The organism is Streptomyces sp. NPDC088554 (genome assembly GCF_044752945.1).
GTDB lineage: Bacteria > Actinomycetota > Actinomycetes > Streptomycetales > Streptomycetaceae > Streptomyces.
The window spans coordinates 12,764-31,272 of sequence record NZ_JBIVMF010000019.1 but is presented as its reverse complement, the minus strand read 5'-3'; the positions used below and the strand labels follow the sequence as shown (position 1 = coordinate 31,272).

Genomic DNA, 18,509 nt, shown 5'->3' with positions numbered 1-18,509 from the left:
ACCACCCCACACCGCCGCTGTGGGATCCGGACCACCGCCGAAGGCAGGATGGCGGGGCGAACCCCTGAGATTTCACGCAGAACCTGGAACAGGCACTACTCATCGGCGTCCGGGTCGGCTCTGTCCACCTCGGAAGAACGACACACACTCAGTGTCCGGAGCCGGCGTACGCCCGTATCTCTGCCCGTAACGGGAAACCGCGTCTTCGGCCACTGCCGCGTCGGTGCAGACCTCGCCATGCCTTCTAGCCTGACCCCACCGGCCCCCGTCGACTTGGCACACCACGACCCGGGCCGTTTTCGCGTTTCGATCGGGTATCACCCTGAATGCCGGTGAGCCGATCAACGCGGGCGAGGGCGAAGGACTCGAACATCGTCTCCGCGCGACGCCGCTCGGCAACGAATCCCTGCCCGCGGATCCATCCGGGGGCCAGTTCTGGCCATATCCGTCGACAACCCTTGAATCGCTCGGCGGCCGACCCCTCGTCGACAACCTCTGATTCCTGCTTCCCTCCGGCTGTCCCACCGGCTCGCCACATCACGACGCATTACACCGACCCGCCCCGTTCGCCCCTGTTTGTTACGTACGCCATGCCCGGAACCGTAAACAGTTCGGTGCTGACGCCATCAACACGGAGAGCCCCCCTGACCCGCGTTTCCGCAGGCCAGGGAGGCTCTCTCGTACGGTGGAGCCCAGGAGATTCGAACCCGAAACCGTTACCCTGGTGCTTCAACAACGATTGCCCAGGCAAACGCTATCGACCTCTCCAGCAACTCGTTCGGGATGCTCCGGCCTGGCTCACCACCGCGCTGCAACCTGACCGGATCGCCCTCCCCTCGGGATCGCGGATACGCTCAAGTCAACGCGAAGATCTGCGGCAGGGCCGACATTTGGCACGGCGCGAAAGCCAAGCAGGGGAAGTCCAGCGGCAGGCAGACCGACGCAGACTCGGGAACAGAAGCCAGAGGAGACGCGGATGCAAGCGGCAAGCCGGGAGAACCCGACCGAGTTCCCAAGAAGCGAATAATGCGAGCTATGCCGGAATCTAGAGAAGTAAGTAAAAACAGGCACCTACCCAAATAAACCCGCAGGTCGGCGACTGTGGTCCCCGCGCCCGCGGGGTTGGTCCCACCCCATCGCCGCCGCCCTCTTGAAGTTCCCCCCGCGAACTGGACAGCGGGTGTTTACGCTGCCAGGACGAGGTTCTGCCTGAGCAGGGTCCGGCTGGCGGGGGGGGAACCTCATCCACGGCCTACGCCAGTCCACCGACGAAGCCCGGCGCCACCTCGACCACCCGGACGCGCTCGACACCCGACCGCCGTGGCTCTACTGGCTCACCGACTTGAAGGTTGTCACCGGGCAGAGCCTCATCGTCGCCGCCTTCGCAGGCAACGCGGCGGACTCTCACCGCGCCGCCCTGCTCACCGAGGCCGATCCACTCATCACCGGTTGGCTCGGGACCCACGCCGAACGCACCGAGGACCGCGACGCCTTCCTCCACGGAACCTGGCTCGCCCGCTCCTACCTGCGCCGCGATGACGTCGAGCAGACCCTCCACACCGCGACCTCGTTGCTCCAGTACTCCGCGACCGTACGATCCACCCAGGTCCGCGGCATCCTGCACGACCTCGAATGCGCGCCCTGCGCGCCCCGGACGCGCATGAGCTGGAGGAGGACGACGACGGGCAGGAAGTAGCCGGTCATGGCCGTTCTTCCTGCTCTCCGGCGCCGGGCAGTGCCTCGGGATCCAGGTGTGCCAGGAGCTTGTCGCCGATGGCGGTCAGCTGCTCGCGCAGTCGTGCACGAAGGAGGCAACTCACCGCCTGTGTCCTACGTCTCACCACGACCGCCCGACGGCCGTTCCCGGTGCGCATGGCACCCCAACAGCTCTTCATACAGGGGTAGTTGCCTCGCGTTCAGACAGGCGCTCTTCCGCGTGCGGTCCCGCGGACTTTAACGTGTTGTGCGCCGCAGAGTGACTCTGACTTCGAAAGGTGAACGTAAGTGCGCCTATTTCGGCATGTTTTGCTCTCCCTGTCTGCAGCCACCGCGGTCGTCCTCGCGACCATCGCGCCTGCCTCCGCCCAGCCGGAGCCGACGCAGGACGCCGGCTCGACCACCGCCTTCCCTGCCCTCACGGTCGACGGCGCCCGGGTCGACAACTTACGCGCCGCCGAGGACGTGGAGGAGTACTGGACGCCCGAACGCATGCGGAACGCCATCCCGTTGACGCCGGAGGACACTGGCGCCAAGAGATCGTCGGGCACCGCGGAGCAGCCCAGTGGCCCGCCCGGGTCCACCCCGGCCGCGGCCCCCTCAGGCGAGATACGCACGATGATCGTCGAGACCTCCGTCGCCGGCAAAGTCTTCTTCACCAAGCCGAGTGACGGCAAGAACTACGTCTGCTCGGCGAGCGCCCTCAACAGCAACTCGAAGCAGATGGCGATCACCGCGGGCCATTGCGTGCACGAGGGCAACGGCGGTAACTGGATGAATAACTGGATGTATGTCCCCCGGTACCGCAACGGCGACAGACCCTATGGCAACTTCGTCGCCAAGCAGATGCGTGCCTTCAACGGCTGGATCAACAACGGCGACCTCAACTGGGACGTCGCCATGGTAACGACCTGGCCACAGGGCAGCGACAAGCTTGTCAACCGCACCGGCGGCAACGGGCTGAGCTGGAACTACTCGCGGGAGCAGGACATCACGATCAACGGCTACCCGGGCAACAAGAACAACGGCGAGGTCCAGTGGTACTGCGAGGGCCGGACCTCGGACTCCGACGGCAAGCTGGCGCTTGGCTGCGACTTCGGCGGCGGCTCCAGCGGCGGCCCGTGGATGCGCGTGTTCGACCAGTCCTCGGGGCTGGGCCAGACCAACGGGGTCATGAGCACGGTCAACTCCGCCGGCGTGAACAAGAGTTCCTACTTCGGCGACAGCGTCAAGCAGATGTTCGATGACCAGGGCTCCGTCACCTGACATCCAGCGGATCGGTGTTCGCCCCGCCGCACAGCCAGTAGCGTGGCGGGGTGAGCGCCGTTCCCGTACGGCTCCGCACTCGCCAAGAAGGTCGCCCATGAAGCGCTCCGGCATCCGCGCCCTCGTCGTCACCGCAGGCGTCGCTGCGGCTGTGGCCACCGTCGTCGCACTCCGTCAGGACACGTCCGCGTCCCCCGCCTCTCCGCCTGAGCCCGGGGGCGGCACATCGACCTCCGAGGCTCAGCACAACCAGCGCGACGTAGAGAAGTACTGGACCGACCGCCGCATGGAGCAGGCCGAACCGGCACCCATGCCGCACGAGGAGTAGCGACTTCTGTCAGGGCCTACCGTTCCCCAGGGACTGTCCAGTCGATCATGTGACTATCGTGGGTCCTCTACGTAGCCTTCCTGGCAACGGTACGGAGGAAGGGTCATCCGGTCCCGTGGAAGCCTGGTCTACCGCATCTGTCATGTGGTGTCGGCCCATGCTGTAGGGGCTCACTGGCTTCCGTGTCTGTGACGGTTCCGCGTGATTTGCCCGCGGCGGCGTGGACCGGCGGTTTTCCAGTTCGGCACGTAGGCCGGCTTCGCGGTGGGCAGCCCCGTGCGCGGTGCTTCTGGCACTCCCCGTATCGGTTCGGAGGTTCTTCGCGATCTCGCTGTCCTGCTCCTGGGCCTGGCGGAGCAGGGCGTCCTTGTGACGCTCGGCCTTCGCCACCTCAGCCAGTACGTCTTCGTGTTCTTCGGCGGGGCCGGCGACGGACGAAAGATCGCGGAGCTTCCTGTTCAGCGCCTTCAGTTCGTGCCCGTCCTCCTCTGTGGTTCCGGCGCAGTGCTTCGCGTGCAACTTCGGTACGCACCCGGTCGTCGCCCCGCAGGGCCGTACGTCCGAAACGGCTGGTGGCGGTCAGTTGGTGTTCGAGCAGCCGCAGGCGCTCTTCCGTGCCGTTCCGCCTCGCGGTGAGTTCGGCAATGGCGCTGTCGAGTGTCGGGACCTCGTGGATGGCGGCGGCGCGGGCGTCGAGGTCCTGGCGCCGGCGACTGAGCGCGAGCCCGTTCGGCCCGGTGCCCGACGCTGCCTGCTGCTCGGCATGTGCGGCCTTCGCCTCAGTGGCTTCAACGGCACTTCGTGTAGTGCGGGCGGCAGTGGCTGCCTTCCGGACAGCGGCGCGCAACGCGTCAGCGTTGAGGTGGCGATAGGGGGTTGAAGCAACCGGCTCGGTGCTGTCCGCGGTGGGAGCAGTTGAGCCGTTGGGGGCGGGCTGGGCGTTCCGCTTCGGGGTGTCCTCCCGCTGCGGCTCGTTGGCGCCAGGGGCGCGCGGTGTGGGTAGGTCGGCCACGATCTGGCGCAGCTGGGCGGGGACGGCGTTCTTCGGGAGTTCGGTGAGGATCATGCGCTCCTCGGTGCCGCTCTCGATCTCGCGGATGAGGCCCGCGACAGCGCGGTCGAGCTGTTCCTGCTCGGTGAGCGCGTCGCCACCGAGCGCACGGTCGGCGTCCGTCTCGTACACGGACAGCGGAAGGAAGAGGTGCGACTCCTTCTTGTCCCGGCTCATCATTGTGTAGAGCGCGTTCGCCTGCGCGCCGGGGCCGTAGACCAGGGCCTCTTGGACGCTGAGGCCCTGGGACTTGTGGCCGGTGATCGCGTATCCGAGGCTGAGTCCGCCCTGTGCGATGTAGTCGGCATCGGCCCATTCGGCAACGTCACGGTGGCCGTCGGCATTCTTCTCGCGCCACTCGACCAGCACCCGGTGTTCCTCGTCCACGGCTCGCACGATTCCGCGGAGGCCGTTCAGCACGTCTTCGTTCCCGCCTCGGCTCCGCTTGCCCCGGTAGGCGTTGGCCCGAAGGAGAACCTGGTCACCGACGGATAGCGTCAGTTCGCCGCCGCCGGGCAGGGCGTAGACGTGCTCCGGGCCGGGGAGGTGGCCGCCGGCCGTGTCCGTTCACCAGATCCCGGAAGCGCCCGGCAGCCTCGGCGTCGTCGAAGGCTTCCGATTCCTGCTTACCGCCGCGGGCCCCGCCGACCCTCCACATGACGGTGACGCTCGCCGTTCCGTCGCGCTTGTCCCGTTTCTTGATGTACGCCATGGAAGGCACCGTAAATCAGACCGGTGCTGACACGGTGCTGACGTTATCAACACGGAGAGCCTCCCTGACCCGCGTTTCCGCAGGTCAGGGAGGCTCTCATACGGTGGAGCCTAGGAGATTCGAACTCCTGACATCTGCCTTGCAAAGGCAGCGCTCTACCAACTGAGCTAAGGCCCCAGGAAAGATGGGTACGCCGAGGAACAGAGATCGGCTCTCCCATCACCGGAACCAGAGTACCGGGTGCGGCCCGGGATCCCGCAAAACCATTGGGGCTCCCCGCGCACAACCACTCTCCGTAAGATGCCCCACGAGGTTCGCAGCAGCGAAGCTGCCGCATGGGGAAGCGATGGGGAGACGCGCATGGACGCCGCACAGCAGGAATCGACTGCCAGAGCCAGAGAGCTTCAGAGAAGCTGGTACGGAGAGCCGCTGGGGGCGCTCTTCCGTCGCCTCATCGATGACCTGGGCCTGAACCAGGCCCGGCTCGCGGCGGTCCTGGGGCTGTCGGCCCCGATGCTCTCCCAGTTGATGAGCGGTCAACGCGCGAAGATCGGCAACCCCGCCGTGGTCCAGCGGGTCCAGGCGCTCCAGGACCTGGCGGGGCAGGTGGCCGACGGCAGCGTCAGCGCCGGGGAGGCCACGGACCGTATGGAGGAGATCAAGAAGTCGCAGGGCGGCTCCGTCCTCACCGGCACCAGCCAGACAACCAATAGCTCGGGCGCGCCCACCGTGCGTCGCGTGGTGCGCGAGATCCAGTCGCTGCTGCGGTCGGTCGCCGCGGCCGGCGACATCATAGACGCGGCCGACTCCCTCGCCACGACCCAGCCGGAGCTGGCAGAGTTCCTCAGGGTCTACGGCGCCGGGCGCACCGCGGAGGCGGTCGCCCACTACGAAGCGCACCAGAGCTAGCGCCGTGACCGGCGATGTTGCCCCGTGAGGAGCGTCGTCCGGTGCGTGCGATCGCGAGGCGGCCGGGAGCCCTCGGTGGGGGCACCTCCCATGCCCTCAGGCTACGGGGCAGGGCCACCAGCGCTTCTGGCCAACGCCGCGTGGGGGCGCCTCCGGGGGTATCCCCGGACGGAGTCCGGGGGAGGTGGCCGGGGGAGGGCGTGATGGGCGGCGCGACGGGGCAAAGCTTGCCGGGAGGGGCACCAGCCGCTGGTACCGGGCCGGGGGCAGGGCGGCGGACCGCCGGACAGGACGACTGGGAGCGAGCGCGGCGCAATGGGTGAGGTCTTCGCGGGGCGGTACGAGCTGATCGACCCGATCGGACGCGGGGGTGTCGGTGCCGTCTGGCGGGCCTGGGACCAGCGCCGCCGCCGTTATGTGGCGGCGAAGGTCCTCCAGCAGAGCGACGCGCACACCCTGCTGCGGTTCGTCCGGGAGCAGGCGCTCAGGATCGACCACCCACATGTCCTCGCCCCGGCCAGCTGGGCCGCGGACGACGACAAGGTCCTGTTCACCATGGACCTGGTGAGCGGCGGATCGCTGGCGCATCTCATCGGCGACTACGGTCCGTTGCCACCCCGCTTCGTCTGTACCCTGCTCGATCAGCTGCTGGCCGGGCTCGCCGCGGTGCACGCGGAGGGGGTGGTGCACCGCGACATCAAACCGGCCAACATCCTGCTGGAGGTGACCGGCACGGCACGGCCGCATCTGCGGCTGTCCGACTTCGGCATCTCCATGCGCAAGGGCGAGCCACGCCTGACCGAGACCAACTACGTGGTGGGCACGCCCGGTTACTTCGCGCCCGAGCAACTGCTGGGCGCAGAGCCCGACTTCCCCTCCGATCTCTTCGCGGTCGCGCTCGTCGCCCTCTATCTGCTCCAGGGCCGGAAGCCCGACTCCCAGGCCCTGATCGAGCACTTCACCGCGCATGGCACCCCCGGGGCACCCCAGGGCATCCCTGAGCCCCTCTGGCAGGTCCTGGCGGGGCTGCTCCAGCCCGACCCGCACACCAGGTTCCGTACGGCCACAGGCGCGCGCAAAGCGCTTGCCACGGCCGTGGAGCTGCTGCCCGAGCCCGGGGCCGACGACGAGCCGGTCGAGGTCTTCGACCAGATCGGTCCGCTGCCTCCCGCCTTCGGCCCCTCCGGCCCGCTCAGAAGCGCTCCGGCCCCCGTGGAACGGCGCACCCCGGCGCCGTCCGCCGCCATGTCGGAGACCGGCAGCTTCCCTCTCCCGCCCCCGCCGGTCCGGCAGCAGGAGCCCCACCAGCAAACGCCACCACCGCAGCCACCACAGCAACAACCTCACCCCCCACACCAAGCAGCACCACACCAAGCAACACCACAACAACCGACGCCACACCGGCCGGCGCCCCACCAGGCCCCGCCCCAGTGGACAGCGGCGCGGCAACCCCCCGCCACCGTCCCACCGCACCACCCGGGTTCTCCCCCTCACCCCACGGCGCCCAATCCCCCCCAGGCCCAGATGGCGTCTGTACGCCACGACGAGGCCCTCACCCGCCCGTACACCGCCGAGAGCCCGCAGAACCCCCAGCGCCCGCACCACCGGGCCCCCCGTACGCGTCCGGGACCGTCCCCGAAGGTGACGGTCCCGGTCCTGCTGCTGGCGCTGGTCTGTTTCACGGTGGGCATCTGGGCGCTGGCCCAGACCTGACCGCCGCCCCGGACCCGACCGCTACCCGCCCGGCGGCGCCTCGTACCGCCGCCGCGTCGTCCCCGTCGGAGACACCGGAGACACCGGAGACACCGGCTGGACCGGCTGGACCGGCTGGACCGGCGAAGCCGCGTACGAGACCTCCGGAACCGCCGACGGCCCGCCGTGCCGCCGGGCGAGCAGCGTCCACACCCCGAGGCCGAGCACCAGCACCGTGCCCGTGCCGATCCCGGCCGCGGCGACCACCTTCATCGTCGAGCCGGCCGCCGCGTCCGGGCCGCTCCGCCCGGCCTCGGCCTGCTCCCGGTCGGTCGGGGTGACACCGAAGTCCCCCGCGGGCCCCGCGTACCCCGGTCCCGCCTCCGCCTCGCCCCTGACGTTCACCCGCAGCGTCAGCCCGTACGGCTTCGCGCCGAAGGACTCGCCCACCTCGGGGTTGAGGCTGACCCGCAGGTAGTACCAGCCGGCGAACCGCATGTCCTTGTCACCGGTGCGGTAGCCGAAGCGGTTCTCGTACGCCACCGGCGGCAGCGGGCCGATCGCGGCCGCCTTCTGCCTGCCGTCGTACGAGACCGGGCCACTGCCGCCGACCAGCCCGCGCGCAGGGTTGTACAGCGACATGGTGAACGCCCCGCTCACCGCCCCCGTCCCGGTGCCCGGCCCCGCCGAGCTGCTCAGGTCGGCGCCGACGAAGAGCTGCTGGCCCCAGTCCACCGGGATCCGGTAGAAGAGGGACGCGCCCGGGTCGATCTCCGTCGTCCACTCGCCGGTGCTGAGCCCCTTCGCGTCGTAGAAGCTGGTCCCGCCCGCGCGCTCGCGCGACGCCTCGGTGAGCGGCCCGGGGGAAGCGCTCGGCCACCGCGAGGGCGCCCGCGTGGGTCCCGCCGCCACGAGGACCGGCTCGGAGACGGGACGGATCTCCAGCTCCCAGGGCTCGGGCGTGGAGGTCTCCTCGCCGGCCCGCTCCACGACGACGTAGTACGGCCCGGCCTCCCGGCAGGAGTACGAGCCCTTCTCGACCGTCCGGTAGGCATAGGCGGCCAGCGGCCGGGGGAACTCGCCCACCCCGCCGAACCTGGCCTCGTTGGAAGTGCAGTTGGTGCCCTGGCTGTTCTGCAACGAGATCTTGATCGCGTCCGCCGAGTCGACCTTCGTGGCCTGCTTCGGCACGGCGACCACCGAGACGTACGTGTTCGTCTCCGCGTCGAGGTCGATCCGGTAGATGAGCCGGCCGGCCGGCCCGATCGAGTCCCGGTAGGCCGTGCCCACGACGAGCTTGTCCGCCTCGCTCGTGGTTGCCGCTCCGGTGATCCGCTCGGCGCCGGGCTGGAAGACGTACGGGCTCGGCTCACCGGCGGCCCGCGCCTGCCCCGGCATGACCGCCACCGCGCACACGGCCATGGCCGCGCACATCGCCGCCGCCCGGGACCGCGCCCCCGGCTCCCTGACGTACTGCCTGTTCACACGCTTTCCCCCTGCCCTGTCCGGCCCATCCTGCCCCGGCCGTCCCGCCGCTGTCTGCCCTCGACGGCGCCTTCACTGGAGCAAGCCATGGATTTGCGCGAGCGAATTCAAGAGCTTCGCGTCACGGTCCGGTGACGCCCTGCGACCACCCTCCACGCCCACCCGTGCCCGACCGTCCCCACGACCAGCACGAAAGGCACGCGAAAGGCGTCCGGACAGCACGAAGCCCCGGCCGCTCGGCGGCCGGGGCTCGCATTTCGGACTGCTGCGACTCACACACCCGAGCCTGCGGGCACGGAGTCGGTCGCCTCCGTCCACAGGTCCTGCTCGGCGCGGTCCGCCTGGATCTGGCGGTACACGAGGAGTCCGCCGATGGCAGCCAGTGCGACCAAGAGAAGCTTCTTCACCGCGCGACCTCGTCTTTCTTGACGTAGGGGACTTCTGGCGCCCGACTATACACACCGGTCGATACCGATCGGTGACCTGCCCGCGGCCCAACTCCCGGCTTTCTCCAGCGGAAAGACCGGCAGAAAGAACGGACGAGCAGAGAATCAGAAGAGCGCCAGATGGAAGGATCACGACACTACCGCGACGGAGCCCGCCGACATCACACGGCTGCACGCCGGACCGGAGCCACCTATGCAGTCGGCCCGTACGGATGTTCTCCGTACGGGCCGACTGTCGCGGTGGGGCTAACAGGATTTGAACCTGTGGCCTCATCCTTATCAGGGATGCGCTCTAACCAACTGAGCTATAGCCCCGCGCTGCCCCTGAAGATTAGCGCACTTCAGGGCCAGCCCCAAAATCGGTATCCGGCGCCTACTCGTCCTCGGCGAGCGTCAGCTCGACACCGCCCACAAAACCGGCGGAGAGGTTGTAGATGAAGGCCCCGAGCGTGGCCAGCGCGGTCGCCAGGACCACGTCGATCACCGCGATGACCGAGGTGAAGACCAGCACCCGCGGCAGCGACAGGAACGACTGGAGATCGAAGCCGTTGCTCTCGTTCGACCCGGTGGCCTCGCTGATCGTGCCGCCGACCGTCGAGAAGACGCCCATCGCGTCCATGACCATCCACAGCACCGCCGCCGCCACGATCGTGCACAGTCCGAGCGCGATCGAGAGCAGGAAACTGACCTTCATCACCGACCACGGGTCGGCCTTGGAGACCCTCAGCCGCGCCTTGCGCGTCCGCGGTGTCGTCTTCGCACCGGTCCTCGGCAGACGCGCGGCCGCTGCCGCCGCGCCTGCGGCCGTACCCGAAACGGCAGTTGTCACAGGAGCTCCCTGTTGGCCTTTCTTCTGGCCGCCCTGCGTACCCCCGCCGCCCTGCGGCGTGGGGTATGCCTGCGGCGGGTGATAAGGCTGAGCGGCCGGCTTGGGCTGCTCGCCACCGTACGTCTCGTAGGGGGGCTTCTTCTGCCCCCGGGCATCGGTCACCGCTACCCCCTGGGAGTCCGTGGCAGGGCCACGGGCACCGTTCCCTCCGGAAGCGTTCGATCCGGCGCCCGTGGCTCCACTCACGCTTTTACTCCTCGTGCTCCCCGGCCGGGGGCTGAGTGCCCTCGGCTACGACCTCGGCCGTACCGGCCTCTTCGGTCCCCGGGTCATCGCTCCCGTCGACCTCTTCGGCCTCACGCCCCGCCTCGGCGTTCCGCGCGATGCCGACGACGGCATCACGCTTGCCCAGGTTGATCAGTTGGACACCCATGGTGTCACGGCCCGTCTCCCTGACTTCGTTGACGCGCGTGCGAATCACACCGCCGCCGAGGGTGATGGCAAGGATCTCATCCGTCTCCTCCACCACCAACGCGCCGACGAGGGACCCGCGATCCTCGACGATCTTGGCCGCCTTGATACCGAGACCCCCACGACCCTGGACGCGATATTCGTCCACCGCGGTTCGCTTCGCGTACCCACCATCTGTGGCGGTGAAGACGAACGTACCGGGCCGGACGACATTCATCGAGAGCAGTTCGTCCCCTTCGCGGAAACTCATCCCCTTGACGCCGGAAGTCGCCCGTCCCATGGGACGGAGGGCGTCGTCCGTCGCGGTGAAGCGGATCGACTGTGCCTTCCTGCTGATAAGAAGAAGATCGTCTTCCGCCGACACCAGCTCGGCGCCGATCAGTTCGTCGTCCGCGCCCGACTCCGTCTCCCGGAGGTTGATCGCGATGACACCGCCCGAACGGGGTGAGTCGTAGTCCTTCAGCGGCGTCTTCTTCACCAGCCCGGCCTTGGTCGCCAGGACCAGGTACGGCACGGCCTCGTAGTCGCGGATCGCCAGGATCTCCGCGATCCGCTCGTCCGGCTGGAAGGCGAGCAGGTTGGCCACGTGCTGACCGCGCGCGTCCCGGCCGACGTCGGGCAGCTCGTACGCCTTCGCCCGGTACACCCGGCCCTTGTTGGTGAAGAACAGCAGCCAGTGGTGGGTCGTCGAGACGAAGAAGTGGTCGACGATGTCGTCTTCCTTGAGCTTCGTCCCGCGCACGCCCTTGCCGCCGCGCTTCTGCGAGCGGTAGTCGTCCGTCTTCGTACGCTTCACATAGCCGCCACGCGTGATCGTGACGACGATGTCCTCCTCGGCGATCAGGTCCTCCATGGACATGTCACCGTCGAAGGGCACCAGCTTCGACCGCCGGTCATCACCGAACTTGTCGACGATCACCTCCAGTTCCTCGCGTACGATCTGGCGCTGCTTCTCCGGCGAGGCCAGGATCGCGTTGTACTCGTTGATCTTCGCCTGGAGTTCGTCGTGCTCCGCGACGATCTTCTGCCGCTCCAGCGCCGCCAGCCTGCGCAGCTGCATCTCCAGGATCGCGTTCGCCTGGATCTCGTCGATCGCGAGCAGCCCCATCAGGCCCTCACGCGCGATCTCGACCGTGTCGCTGCGCCGGATCAGCGCGATGACCTCGTCGATCGCGTCCAGCGCCTTGAGCAGCCCGCGCAGGATGTGCGCCCGCTCCTCGGCCTTGCGCAGCCGGAACCGCGTACGCCGGACGATGACCTCGATCTGGTGCGTCACCCAGTGCCGGATGAACGCGTCCAGCGACAGCGTGCGCGGCACGCCGTCGACCAGCGCCAGCATGTTCGCGCTGAAGTTGGACTGGAGGTCGGTGTGCTTGTACAGGTTGTTCAGTACGACCTTGGCGACCGCGTCCCGCTTCAGGACCACGACCAGCCGCTGGCCCGTACGCGAGGACGTCTCGTCCCGGACGTCGGCGATGCCGCCGATCTTTCCGTCCTTGACCAGGTCGGCGATCTTCTGAGCGAGGTTGTCCGGGTTGGTCTGGTACGGCAGCTCCGTGACCACCAGGCACTGGCGGTTCTGGATCTCCTCGACCTCGACCACCGCGCGCATCGTGATCGAGCCACGGCCCGTGCGGTACGCCTCCTCGATGCCCTTGCGGCCCACCACCAGCGCGCCGGACGGGAAGTCCGGGCCCTTGATCCGCTCGATCAGCGCGTCGAGCAGCTCCTCGTGACCGGCCTCGGGGTGCTCCAGCGCCCACATCGCGCCGGCCGCGACCTCCCGCAGGTTGTGCGGCGGGATGTTCGTGGCCATACCGACGGCGATGCCCGCCGAGCCGTTGATCAGCAGGTTCGGGAAGCGCGCCGGCAGGACCGTCGGCTCCTGGTTGCGGCCGTCGTAGTTGTCCGTGAAGTCGACGGTCTCCTCGTCGATGTCCCGGAGCATCTCCATCGACAGCGGCATGAGCTTGCACTCGGTGTACCGCATGGCGGCCGCCGGGTCGTTGCCCGGGGAGCCGAAGTTGCCGTTGGAGTCCACCAGCGGCATCCGCATCGACCACGGCTGCGCGAGACGGACCAGCGCGTCGTAGATCGAGGAGTCGCCGTGCGGGTGGTACGTACCCATGACGTCACCGACGACGCGGGCGCACTTGTAGAAGCCCTTCTCGGGCCGGTACCCGCCGTCGTACATCGCGTACAGCACCCGGCGGTGTACGGGCTTCAGCCCGTCCCGTACGTCCGGCAGCGCGCGCGACACGATGACGGACATCGCGTAGTCGAGATACGAGCGCTGCATCTCCGTTTCGAGCCCGACCGGCTCGACGCGCAGCGACAGCCCCTCGACCGCGGCGGCGGTCTCGGTGACGGCGGGTGTCTCGGATGTGTCGGGGGTGGGGGGGATGTTCTCGTCGGCCATCGCTGGTCGTGTTTCCTTTCGGCCTTTTCGAATCCGTCAGCTGAGACCGACTCAGATGTCGAGGAAGCGGACGTCCTTGGCATTGCGCTGGATGAAGGACCGCCGCGCCTCGACGTCCTCGCCCATCAGCACCGAGAACAGGTCGTCGGCCTGGGCCGCGTCGTCCAGCGTGACCTGGCCGAGCACCCGGTGATCGACGTCCATCGTGGTGATCCGCAGCTCCTCCGCGTTCATCTCGCCCAGACCCTTGAAGCGCTGGATCGAGTCCTCGCGGATCCGCTTGCCGTTCTGCTTGCCCAGCTCGACCAGGGCGTCGCGCTCCCGGTCGGAGTACGCGTACTCGAAGTCGTCCCGGCCCCACTTGATCTTGTAGAGCGGCGGACGCGACAGATAGACGTGTCCGGCCTCGACCAGCGGACGCATGAAGCGGAACAGGAACGTCAACAGCAGCGTGTTGATGTGCTGCCCGTCGACGTCGGCGTCCGCCATCAGGATGATCTTGTGATACCGGAGCTTCTCGATGTCGAAGTCCTCGTGCACACCCGTGCCGAACGCCGAGATCAGCGCCTGGACCTCGGTGTTCTGGAGGATCTTGTCGATCCGCGCCTTCTCGACGTTCAGGATCTTGCCGCGGATCGGCAGGATCGCCTGGTACATCGGGTTGCGGCCGGACTTCGCCGAACCGCCGGCGGAGTCACCCTCGACGATGAAGATCTCGCACTTGGACGGATCGTTCGACTGGCAGTCGCTCAGCTTGCCCGGCAGTGACGCGCTCTCCAGCAGCCCCTTGCGGCGGGTCAGATCGCGCGCCTTGCGGGCGGCGACCCGGGCCGTGGCGGCCTGGATCGACTTGCGGATGATGTCCGCGGCCTCGTTCGGATTGCGGTCGAACCAGTCCGTCAGATGCTCGTGGACGATCTTCTGCACGAAGGTCTTCGCCTCGGTGTTGCCGAGCTTCGTCTTCGTCTGGCCCTCGAACTGCGGCTCGCCCAGCTTCACCGAGATGATCGCCGTCAGACCCTCGCGGATGTCCTCGCCCGCGAGGTTGTCGTCCTTCTCGCGCAGGAACTTCTTCTCGCGCGCGTAGCGGTTGACCAGACCGGTCATCGCCGCGCGGAAGCCCTCCTCGTGCGTACCGCCCTCATGCGTGTGGATCGTGTTCGCGAACGAGTACACGCCCTCGCTGTACTGCGCGTTCCACTGCATCGCGATCTCGACGGAGAGCAGCCGCTCCTTGTCCTCGGCCTCGATGTCGATGACCGTCGGATGGATCAGCTCGCCCTTGCGCGAGTTCAGGTACTTCACGAAGTCGACGATGCCGCCCTCGTAGAAGTACGTGACCGTACGGACGGGCTCCTCGTTCGCGCCCTCGGGGGCGTCCGAACCCGCGATGTCGGCGCCGACGACGGCCTTCGCCGACTCGCGCTCGTCGGTCAGCGTCAGGGTCAGGCCCTTGTTGAGGAAGGCCATCTCCTGGAAGCGCCGCGACAGCGTCTCGAAGGAGTACTCCGTCGTCTCGAAGATGTCCGGGTCGGCCCAGAACGTGACCGTCGTACCGGAGTCGGACGTCTCCTCGTTACGGTCCAGCGGCGCGGTGGGGACACCGAGCTTGTAGTCCTGCGTCCAGCGGTAGCCGTCACGCTTGACCTCGACCGCGACCTTCGACGACAGGGCGTTGACGACCGAGACGCCGACGCCGTGCAGACCGCCGGAGACGGCGTAGCCGCCGCCGCCGAACTTGCCGCCCGCGTGCAGCACCGTGAGCACGACCTCCAGGGCCGGCTTGCCCTCGGACGGAACGATGTCCACCGGGATACCGCGGCCGTTGTCGACGACGCGCACCCCGCCGTCCGCGAGGATCGTGACGTCGATGGTGTCCGCGTGCCCTGCCAGGGCCTCGTCGACGGAGTTGTCGACGACCTCGTACACCAAGTGATGCAGCCCACGCTCACCGGTCGAGCCGATGTACATACCGGGCCGCTTGCGGACCGCGTCCAGGCCTTCGAGCACGGTGATGGCACTGGCGTCGTACGAGGCGGTGACCTCGCCGTGCTCTCCGATGCCGGTGGACGGAGTCTTCTCATTGGGGTTGCCGGAATCGGCCACGAAGCGCCCTTTCTGGCACAGCACAGGCCGTTCTCCGAGCAAGACGGGAGCGGCTGCGTCGTTCGGCTGGTGTCAGCATCTGTTGACTGTTCCCACAAGCACGCGGGAATTGCCATCAGTCTACCGGTAGCGCCGACCCGAATGGGGGTTTGCCGGTACCTGAGTCCGCATGTGCCGCCCTGAATGAGCGCCTACCGACTCCCCATATTCGGGAAGGGGCTCCAAGAGGCTCACACCGGCATTGAGCGCTTCCGACTGTCAACCTCCCACTACGGTGAGGGACGCCTCACTCCCACGGCACACCCCGCGGATCACGGCACGCCCCGCCACGACCGCGACCTGAGATGTTCCCGGGGCCGCGCGGACCCGGGAACCGGGCAGCGCTGCCCGCGCGGGCAGCCGTCACGGCCCGCTCAGCCGTAGGTGTCGCCGGCCCCCCGGCTGCCCGGCGCCCGCAGCCGACCCGACCGCTGGGGCGGCCCGCCGGGCCCCAGCACCTTGATCATCCGTACGGTGCCGTGGCCCAGGTCCTCGTTCAGCCGGGCCACCAGCCGGGGCGCCAGCAGCCGCAGCTGCGTCGCCCACGCCGTCGAATCGCACCGCACCGTCAGGACCCGCTCGTCCTGGGCGTCGTCGTAACGCTGCGGTACGCAGTGGTTCGCCACGTCCTCGCCGACGATCTGCGGCCACCGGCCCATCACCCCGCCCACCGCGGCGGGCGTCTCCCAGCCCCGCTCCGCGATCAGCCGGTTGATCGCCGCGCCCAGCGGCAACGGGTCCCGCCCGTCCGCGCCCGCGCCCGACCGCAGCCCGCCACCCCGCCTGGCCTGCTTCTTCTGCTGTACGGCGGCGCCCCGCGCCCGCGCCTGCTCCTTCGCGGCACGCAGCGCGACCCGGGCCAGGTCCACCCCCGACGATTCGGGGACCGGGACAGCGGACGGCCCCCGCGCCGGCTCCGGCAGCGTTGCCTCGCCGCTCATACGCGCTCCACCGCCCCGTCGGCCACCAGGAACCGCGCCCCCGCCAGCACGCCCGGCACGTCCTCGCCGACCGCGGCCGTCACCAGCACCTGCTCGCCCGGGGCCACCAGCTCCGCCAGCCGCTCCCGGCGCCGCGCGTCCAGCTCCGCGAACACGTCGTCCAGCACCAGCACCGGCTCGTTGCCCTCGGCGCGCAGCAGGTCGTACGAGGCCAGCCGCAGCGCCAGCGCGTACGACCAGGACTCGCCGTGGCTCGCGTACCCCTTCGCGGGCAGCCTGCCCAGCTTCAGCACCAGATCGTCCCGGTGCGGGCCGACCAGCGTCACGCCCCGCTCGATCTCCTGCTTGCGCACTCCGGCGAGCGCCGCCATCAGACGCCCGTACAGTTCGTCGCGCGCGGACGCGCCGGGCGGGGCCTCGGGGCTGTCCTCGGCCTCCGGACCGACGGCGGAGGAACGGTACTCCAGCGTCACCGGGCCGCCCCCGGGCGCGAGCTGCTCGTACGCCTTGTCCGTCAGCGGCTGGAGGGTGGCGATCAGATCGGCGCGCTGCGCCAGCAGCTCCGCCCCCACCCGCGCCAGATGCTGGTCCCACACGTCCAGCGTCGACAGGTCCATGCCACGCCCGCCGTGCCGTCGCGCCATCGCCGCCGACTTCAGCAGCGTGTTGCGCTGGCGGAGCACCCGGTCGTAGTCCGACCGCACCCCCGCCATCCGGGGCGAGCGCGCGGTGATCAGCTCGTCGAGGAACCGGCGGCGCTCGCCCGGATCGCCCTTCACCAGCGCCAGATCCTCCGGCGCGAACAGTACGGTCCGTACGATGCCCAGCACGTCACGCGGCCTGACCTGCGACGACCGGTTGATCCTGGCCCGGTTCGCCCGGCCGGGGTTCAGCTCCAGCTCCACCAGCTGCGACCGCTCGCCCTGTGTCACCGCCGCCCGGATCACCGCGCGCTCGGCGCCCATCCGCACCAGCGGCGCGTCCGAGGAGACCCGGTGGCTGCCGAGCGTGGCCAGATAGCCGACCGCCTCGACCAGATTGGTCTTCCCCTGCCCGTTCGACCCCACGAACACGGTGACGCCCGGATCGAGCGGCACCTCGATCCGGGCGTACGACCGGAAGTCGGCCAGCGACAGATGCGTGACGTGCATGGGTGTACGCGGGCCTCTCCCGGCTCGGTGCTCTACTTCGTGTCGGTCGACTCGACCGAGTGGCCGCCGAACTGATTGCGCAGCGCCGCGACCATCTTCATCTGCGGCGAGTCCTCCTGCCGCGAGGCGAACCGCGCGAACAGCGAGGCGGTGATCGCGGGCAGCGGGACCGCGTGGTCGATCGCCGCCTCGACGGTCCACCGGCCCTCGCCGGAGTCCTGCGCGAAGCCGCGCAGCTGCTCCAGGTGCTCGTCCTTGTCCAGCGCGTTGACCGCCAGGTCCAGCAGCCAGGAACGGATGACCGTGCCCTCCTGCCAGGAGCGGAAGACCTCACGGACATCAGTGACCGAGTCGACCTTCTCCAGCAGCTCCCAGCCCTCGGCGTAGGCCTGCATCATGGCGTACTCGATGCCGTTGTGGACCATCTTGGCGAAGTGCCCGGCGCCGACCTTGCCCGCGTGTACGGAACCGAAGTCGCCCTCGGGCTTCAGCGCGTCGAAGATCGGGGCGACCTTGGCCACGTTCCCCGCGTCGCCGCCGTACATCAGCGCGTATCCGTTGTCGAGGCCCCAGACGCCACCGGAGACACCGCAGTCGACGAAGCCGATGCCCTTGATGCCCAGCTCCACGGCGTGCTTCTCGTCGTCGGTCCAGCGGGAGTTCCCGCCGTCGACCACGACATCGCCAGGGGACAGCAGCGCCGCCAGCTCGTCGATGGTGGCCTGGGTGGCGGCGCCCGCCGGGACCATCACCCACACGACCCGCGGGCCCTTGAGCCTGCCCACCAGTTCCTGAAGGCTGTGCACATCGGCCAGATCCGGGTTGCGGTCGTATCCGATGACCGTGTGGCCTGCGCGGCGGATGCGCTCACGCATATTGCCGCCCATCTTGCCGAGACCGACGAGACCGAGCTCCATCAGGTGTTCCTTAAGCGTTGAGGCGATTCGT

At 68.8% G+C, this 18,509-nt stretch carries 14 protein-coding genes and 2 tRNA genes; 5 read left to right on the top strand and 11 right to left on the bottom strand.

From position 1 onward, the window contains the following. Positions 1 to 1,342: 1,342 nt before the first annotated feature. The 3 genes from ACIP8W_RS22205 (at position 1,343) to ACIP8W_RS22195 (ending at position 3,310) form a co-directional block, all read left to right on the top strand. The gene (locus ACIP8W_RS22205; protein ID WP_401954871.1) at positions 1,343 to 1,696 is read left to right on the top strand and encodes a hypothetical protein; all 354 of its coding nucleotides are present in this window, start codon (positions 1,343 to 1,345) and stop codon (positions 1,694 to 1,696) included. A gap of 308 nt (positions 1,697 to 2,004) precedes the next feature. Continuing rightward, positions 2,005 to 2,982 (top strand): trypsin-like serine peptidase, encoded by a 978-nt coding sequence (locus tag ACIP8W_RS22200; protein ID WP_402204288.1) that lies wholly within the window; start codon positions 2,005 to 2,007, stop codon positions 2,980 to 2,982. 97 nt (positions 2,983 to 3,079) lie between these two features. Continuing rightward, entirely contained in the window at positions 3,080 to 3,310 is a 231-nt protein-coding gene (locus ACIP8W_RS22195) for a hypothetical protein (RefSeq protein ID WP_402147300.1), read from the top strand. A gap of 391 nt (positions 3,311 to 3,701) precedes the next feature. Here ACIP8W_RS22195 and ACIP8W_RS22190 read toward each other — a convergent pair whose 3' ends face one another. Both ACIP8W_RS22190 and ACIP8W_RS22185 read right to left on the bottom strand, forming a co-directional pair. Continuing rightward, entirely contained in the window at positions 3,702 to 4,748 is a 1,047-nt protein-coding gene (locus ACIP8W_RS22190) for a hypothetical protein (protein ID WP_402204286.1), read from the bottom strand. 429 nt (positions 4,749 to 5,177) lie between these two features. Then, positions 5,178 to 5,250, bottom strand: a tRNA-Ala gene (locus tag ACIP8W_RS22185). A 183-nt stretch (positions 5,251 to 5,433) separates the two neighbouring features. Here ACIP8W_RS22185 and ACIP8W_RS22180 point away from each other — a divergent pair. After that, positions 5,434 to 5,982: a helix-turn-helix domain-containing protein gene (locus tag ACIP8W_RS22180; protein ID WP_401954914.1), complete on the top strand. Its 549-nt coding sequence runs from the start codon at positions 5,434 to 5,436 to the stop codon at positions 5,980 to 5,982. 315 nt (positions 5,983 to 6,297) lie between these two features. Then, entirely contained in the window at positions 6,298 to 7,695 is a 1,398-nt protein-coding gene (locus tag ACIP8W_RS22175; protein WP_402204285.1) for a protein kinase, read from the top strand. Positions 7,696 to 7,716: 21 nt separating this feature from the next. On the opposite strand, the gene ACIP8W_RS22170 is transcribed toward ACIP8W_RS22175, so the two are convergent. The 9 genes from ACIP8W_RS22170 to gnd form a co-directional block, all read right to left on the bottom strand. After that, a complete protein-coding gene (locus ACIP8W_RS22170; RefSeq protein ID WP_402204284.1) occupies positions 7,717 to 9,159 on the bottom strand; it encodes a hypothetical protein in 1,443 nt (480 codons plus the stop codon). A gap of 272 nt (positions 9,160 to 9,431) precedes the next feature. After that, positions 9,432 to 9,566, bottom strand: a complete 135-nt coding sequence (locus ACIP8W_RS22165) for a DLW-39 family protein (protein WP_003958712.1) — start codon at positions 9,564 to 9,566, stop codon at positions 9,432 to 9,434. 280 nt (positions 9,567 to 9,846) lie between these two features. Further along, positions 9,847 to 9,920: transfer RNA gene (locus ACIP8W_RS22160), tRNA-Ile, on the bottom strand. A 58-nt stretch (positions 9,921 to 9,978) separates the two neighbouring features. Continuing rightward, positions 9,979 to 10,596, bottom strand: a complete 618-nt coding sequence (locus tag ACIP8W_RS22155; RefSeq protein ID WP_401954921.1) for a DUF3566 domain-containing protein — start codon at positions 10,594 to 10,596, stop codon at positions 9,979 to 9,981. An 88-nt stretch (positions 10,597 to 10,684) separates the two neighbouring features. Next, positions 10,685 to 13,324: a DNA gyrase subunit A gene (gene gyrA / locus ACIP8W_RS22150; RefSeq protein WP_402204283.1), complete on the bottom strand. Its 2,640-nt coding sequence runs from the start codon at positions 13,322 to 13,324 to the stop codon at positions 10,685 to 10,687. A 51-nt stretch (positions 13,325 to 13,375) separates the two neighbouring features. Beyond that, the gene (gyrB, locus tag ACIP8W_RS22145; protein ID WP_401954925.1) at positions 13,376 to 15,454 is read right to left on the bottom strand and encodes a DNA topoisomerase (ATP-hydrolyzing) subunit B; all 2,079 of its coding nucleotides are present in this window, start codon (positions 15,452 to 15,454) and stop codon (positions 13,376 to 13,378) included. 389 nt (positions 15,455 to 15,843) lie between these two features. Next, a complete protein-coding gene (locus tag ACIP8W_RS22140; RefSeq protein ID WP_401954927.1) occupies positions 15,844 to 16,410 on the bottom strand; it encodes a DUF721 domain-containing protein in 567 nt (188 codons plus the stop codon). Continuing rightward, positions 16,407 to 17,561, bottom strand: coding sequence for a DNA replication/repair protein RecF (recF, locus tag ACIP8W_RS22135; protein ID WP_401954929.1), 1,155 nt, complete (start codon positions 17,559 to 17,561; stop codon positions 16,407 to 16,409). Before recF ends, ACIP8W_RS22140 begins: the two co-directional genes overlap by 4 nt. A gap of 32 nt (positions 17,562 to 17,593) precedes the next feature. After that, entirely contained in the window at positions 17,594 to 18,478 is an 885-nt protein-coding gene (gene gnd / locus ACIP8W_RS22130; RefSeq protein ID WP_401954931.1) for a phosphogluconate dehydrogenase (NAD(+)-dependent, decarboxylating), read from the bottom strand. Positions 18,479 to 18,509: the final 31 nt, after the last annotated feature.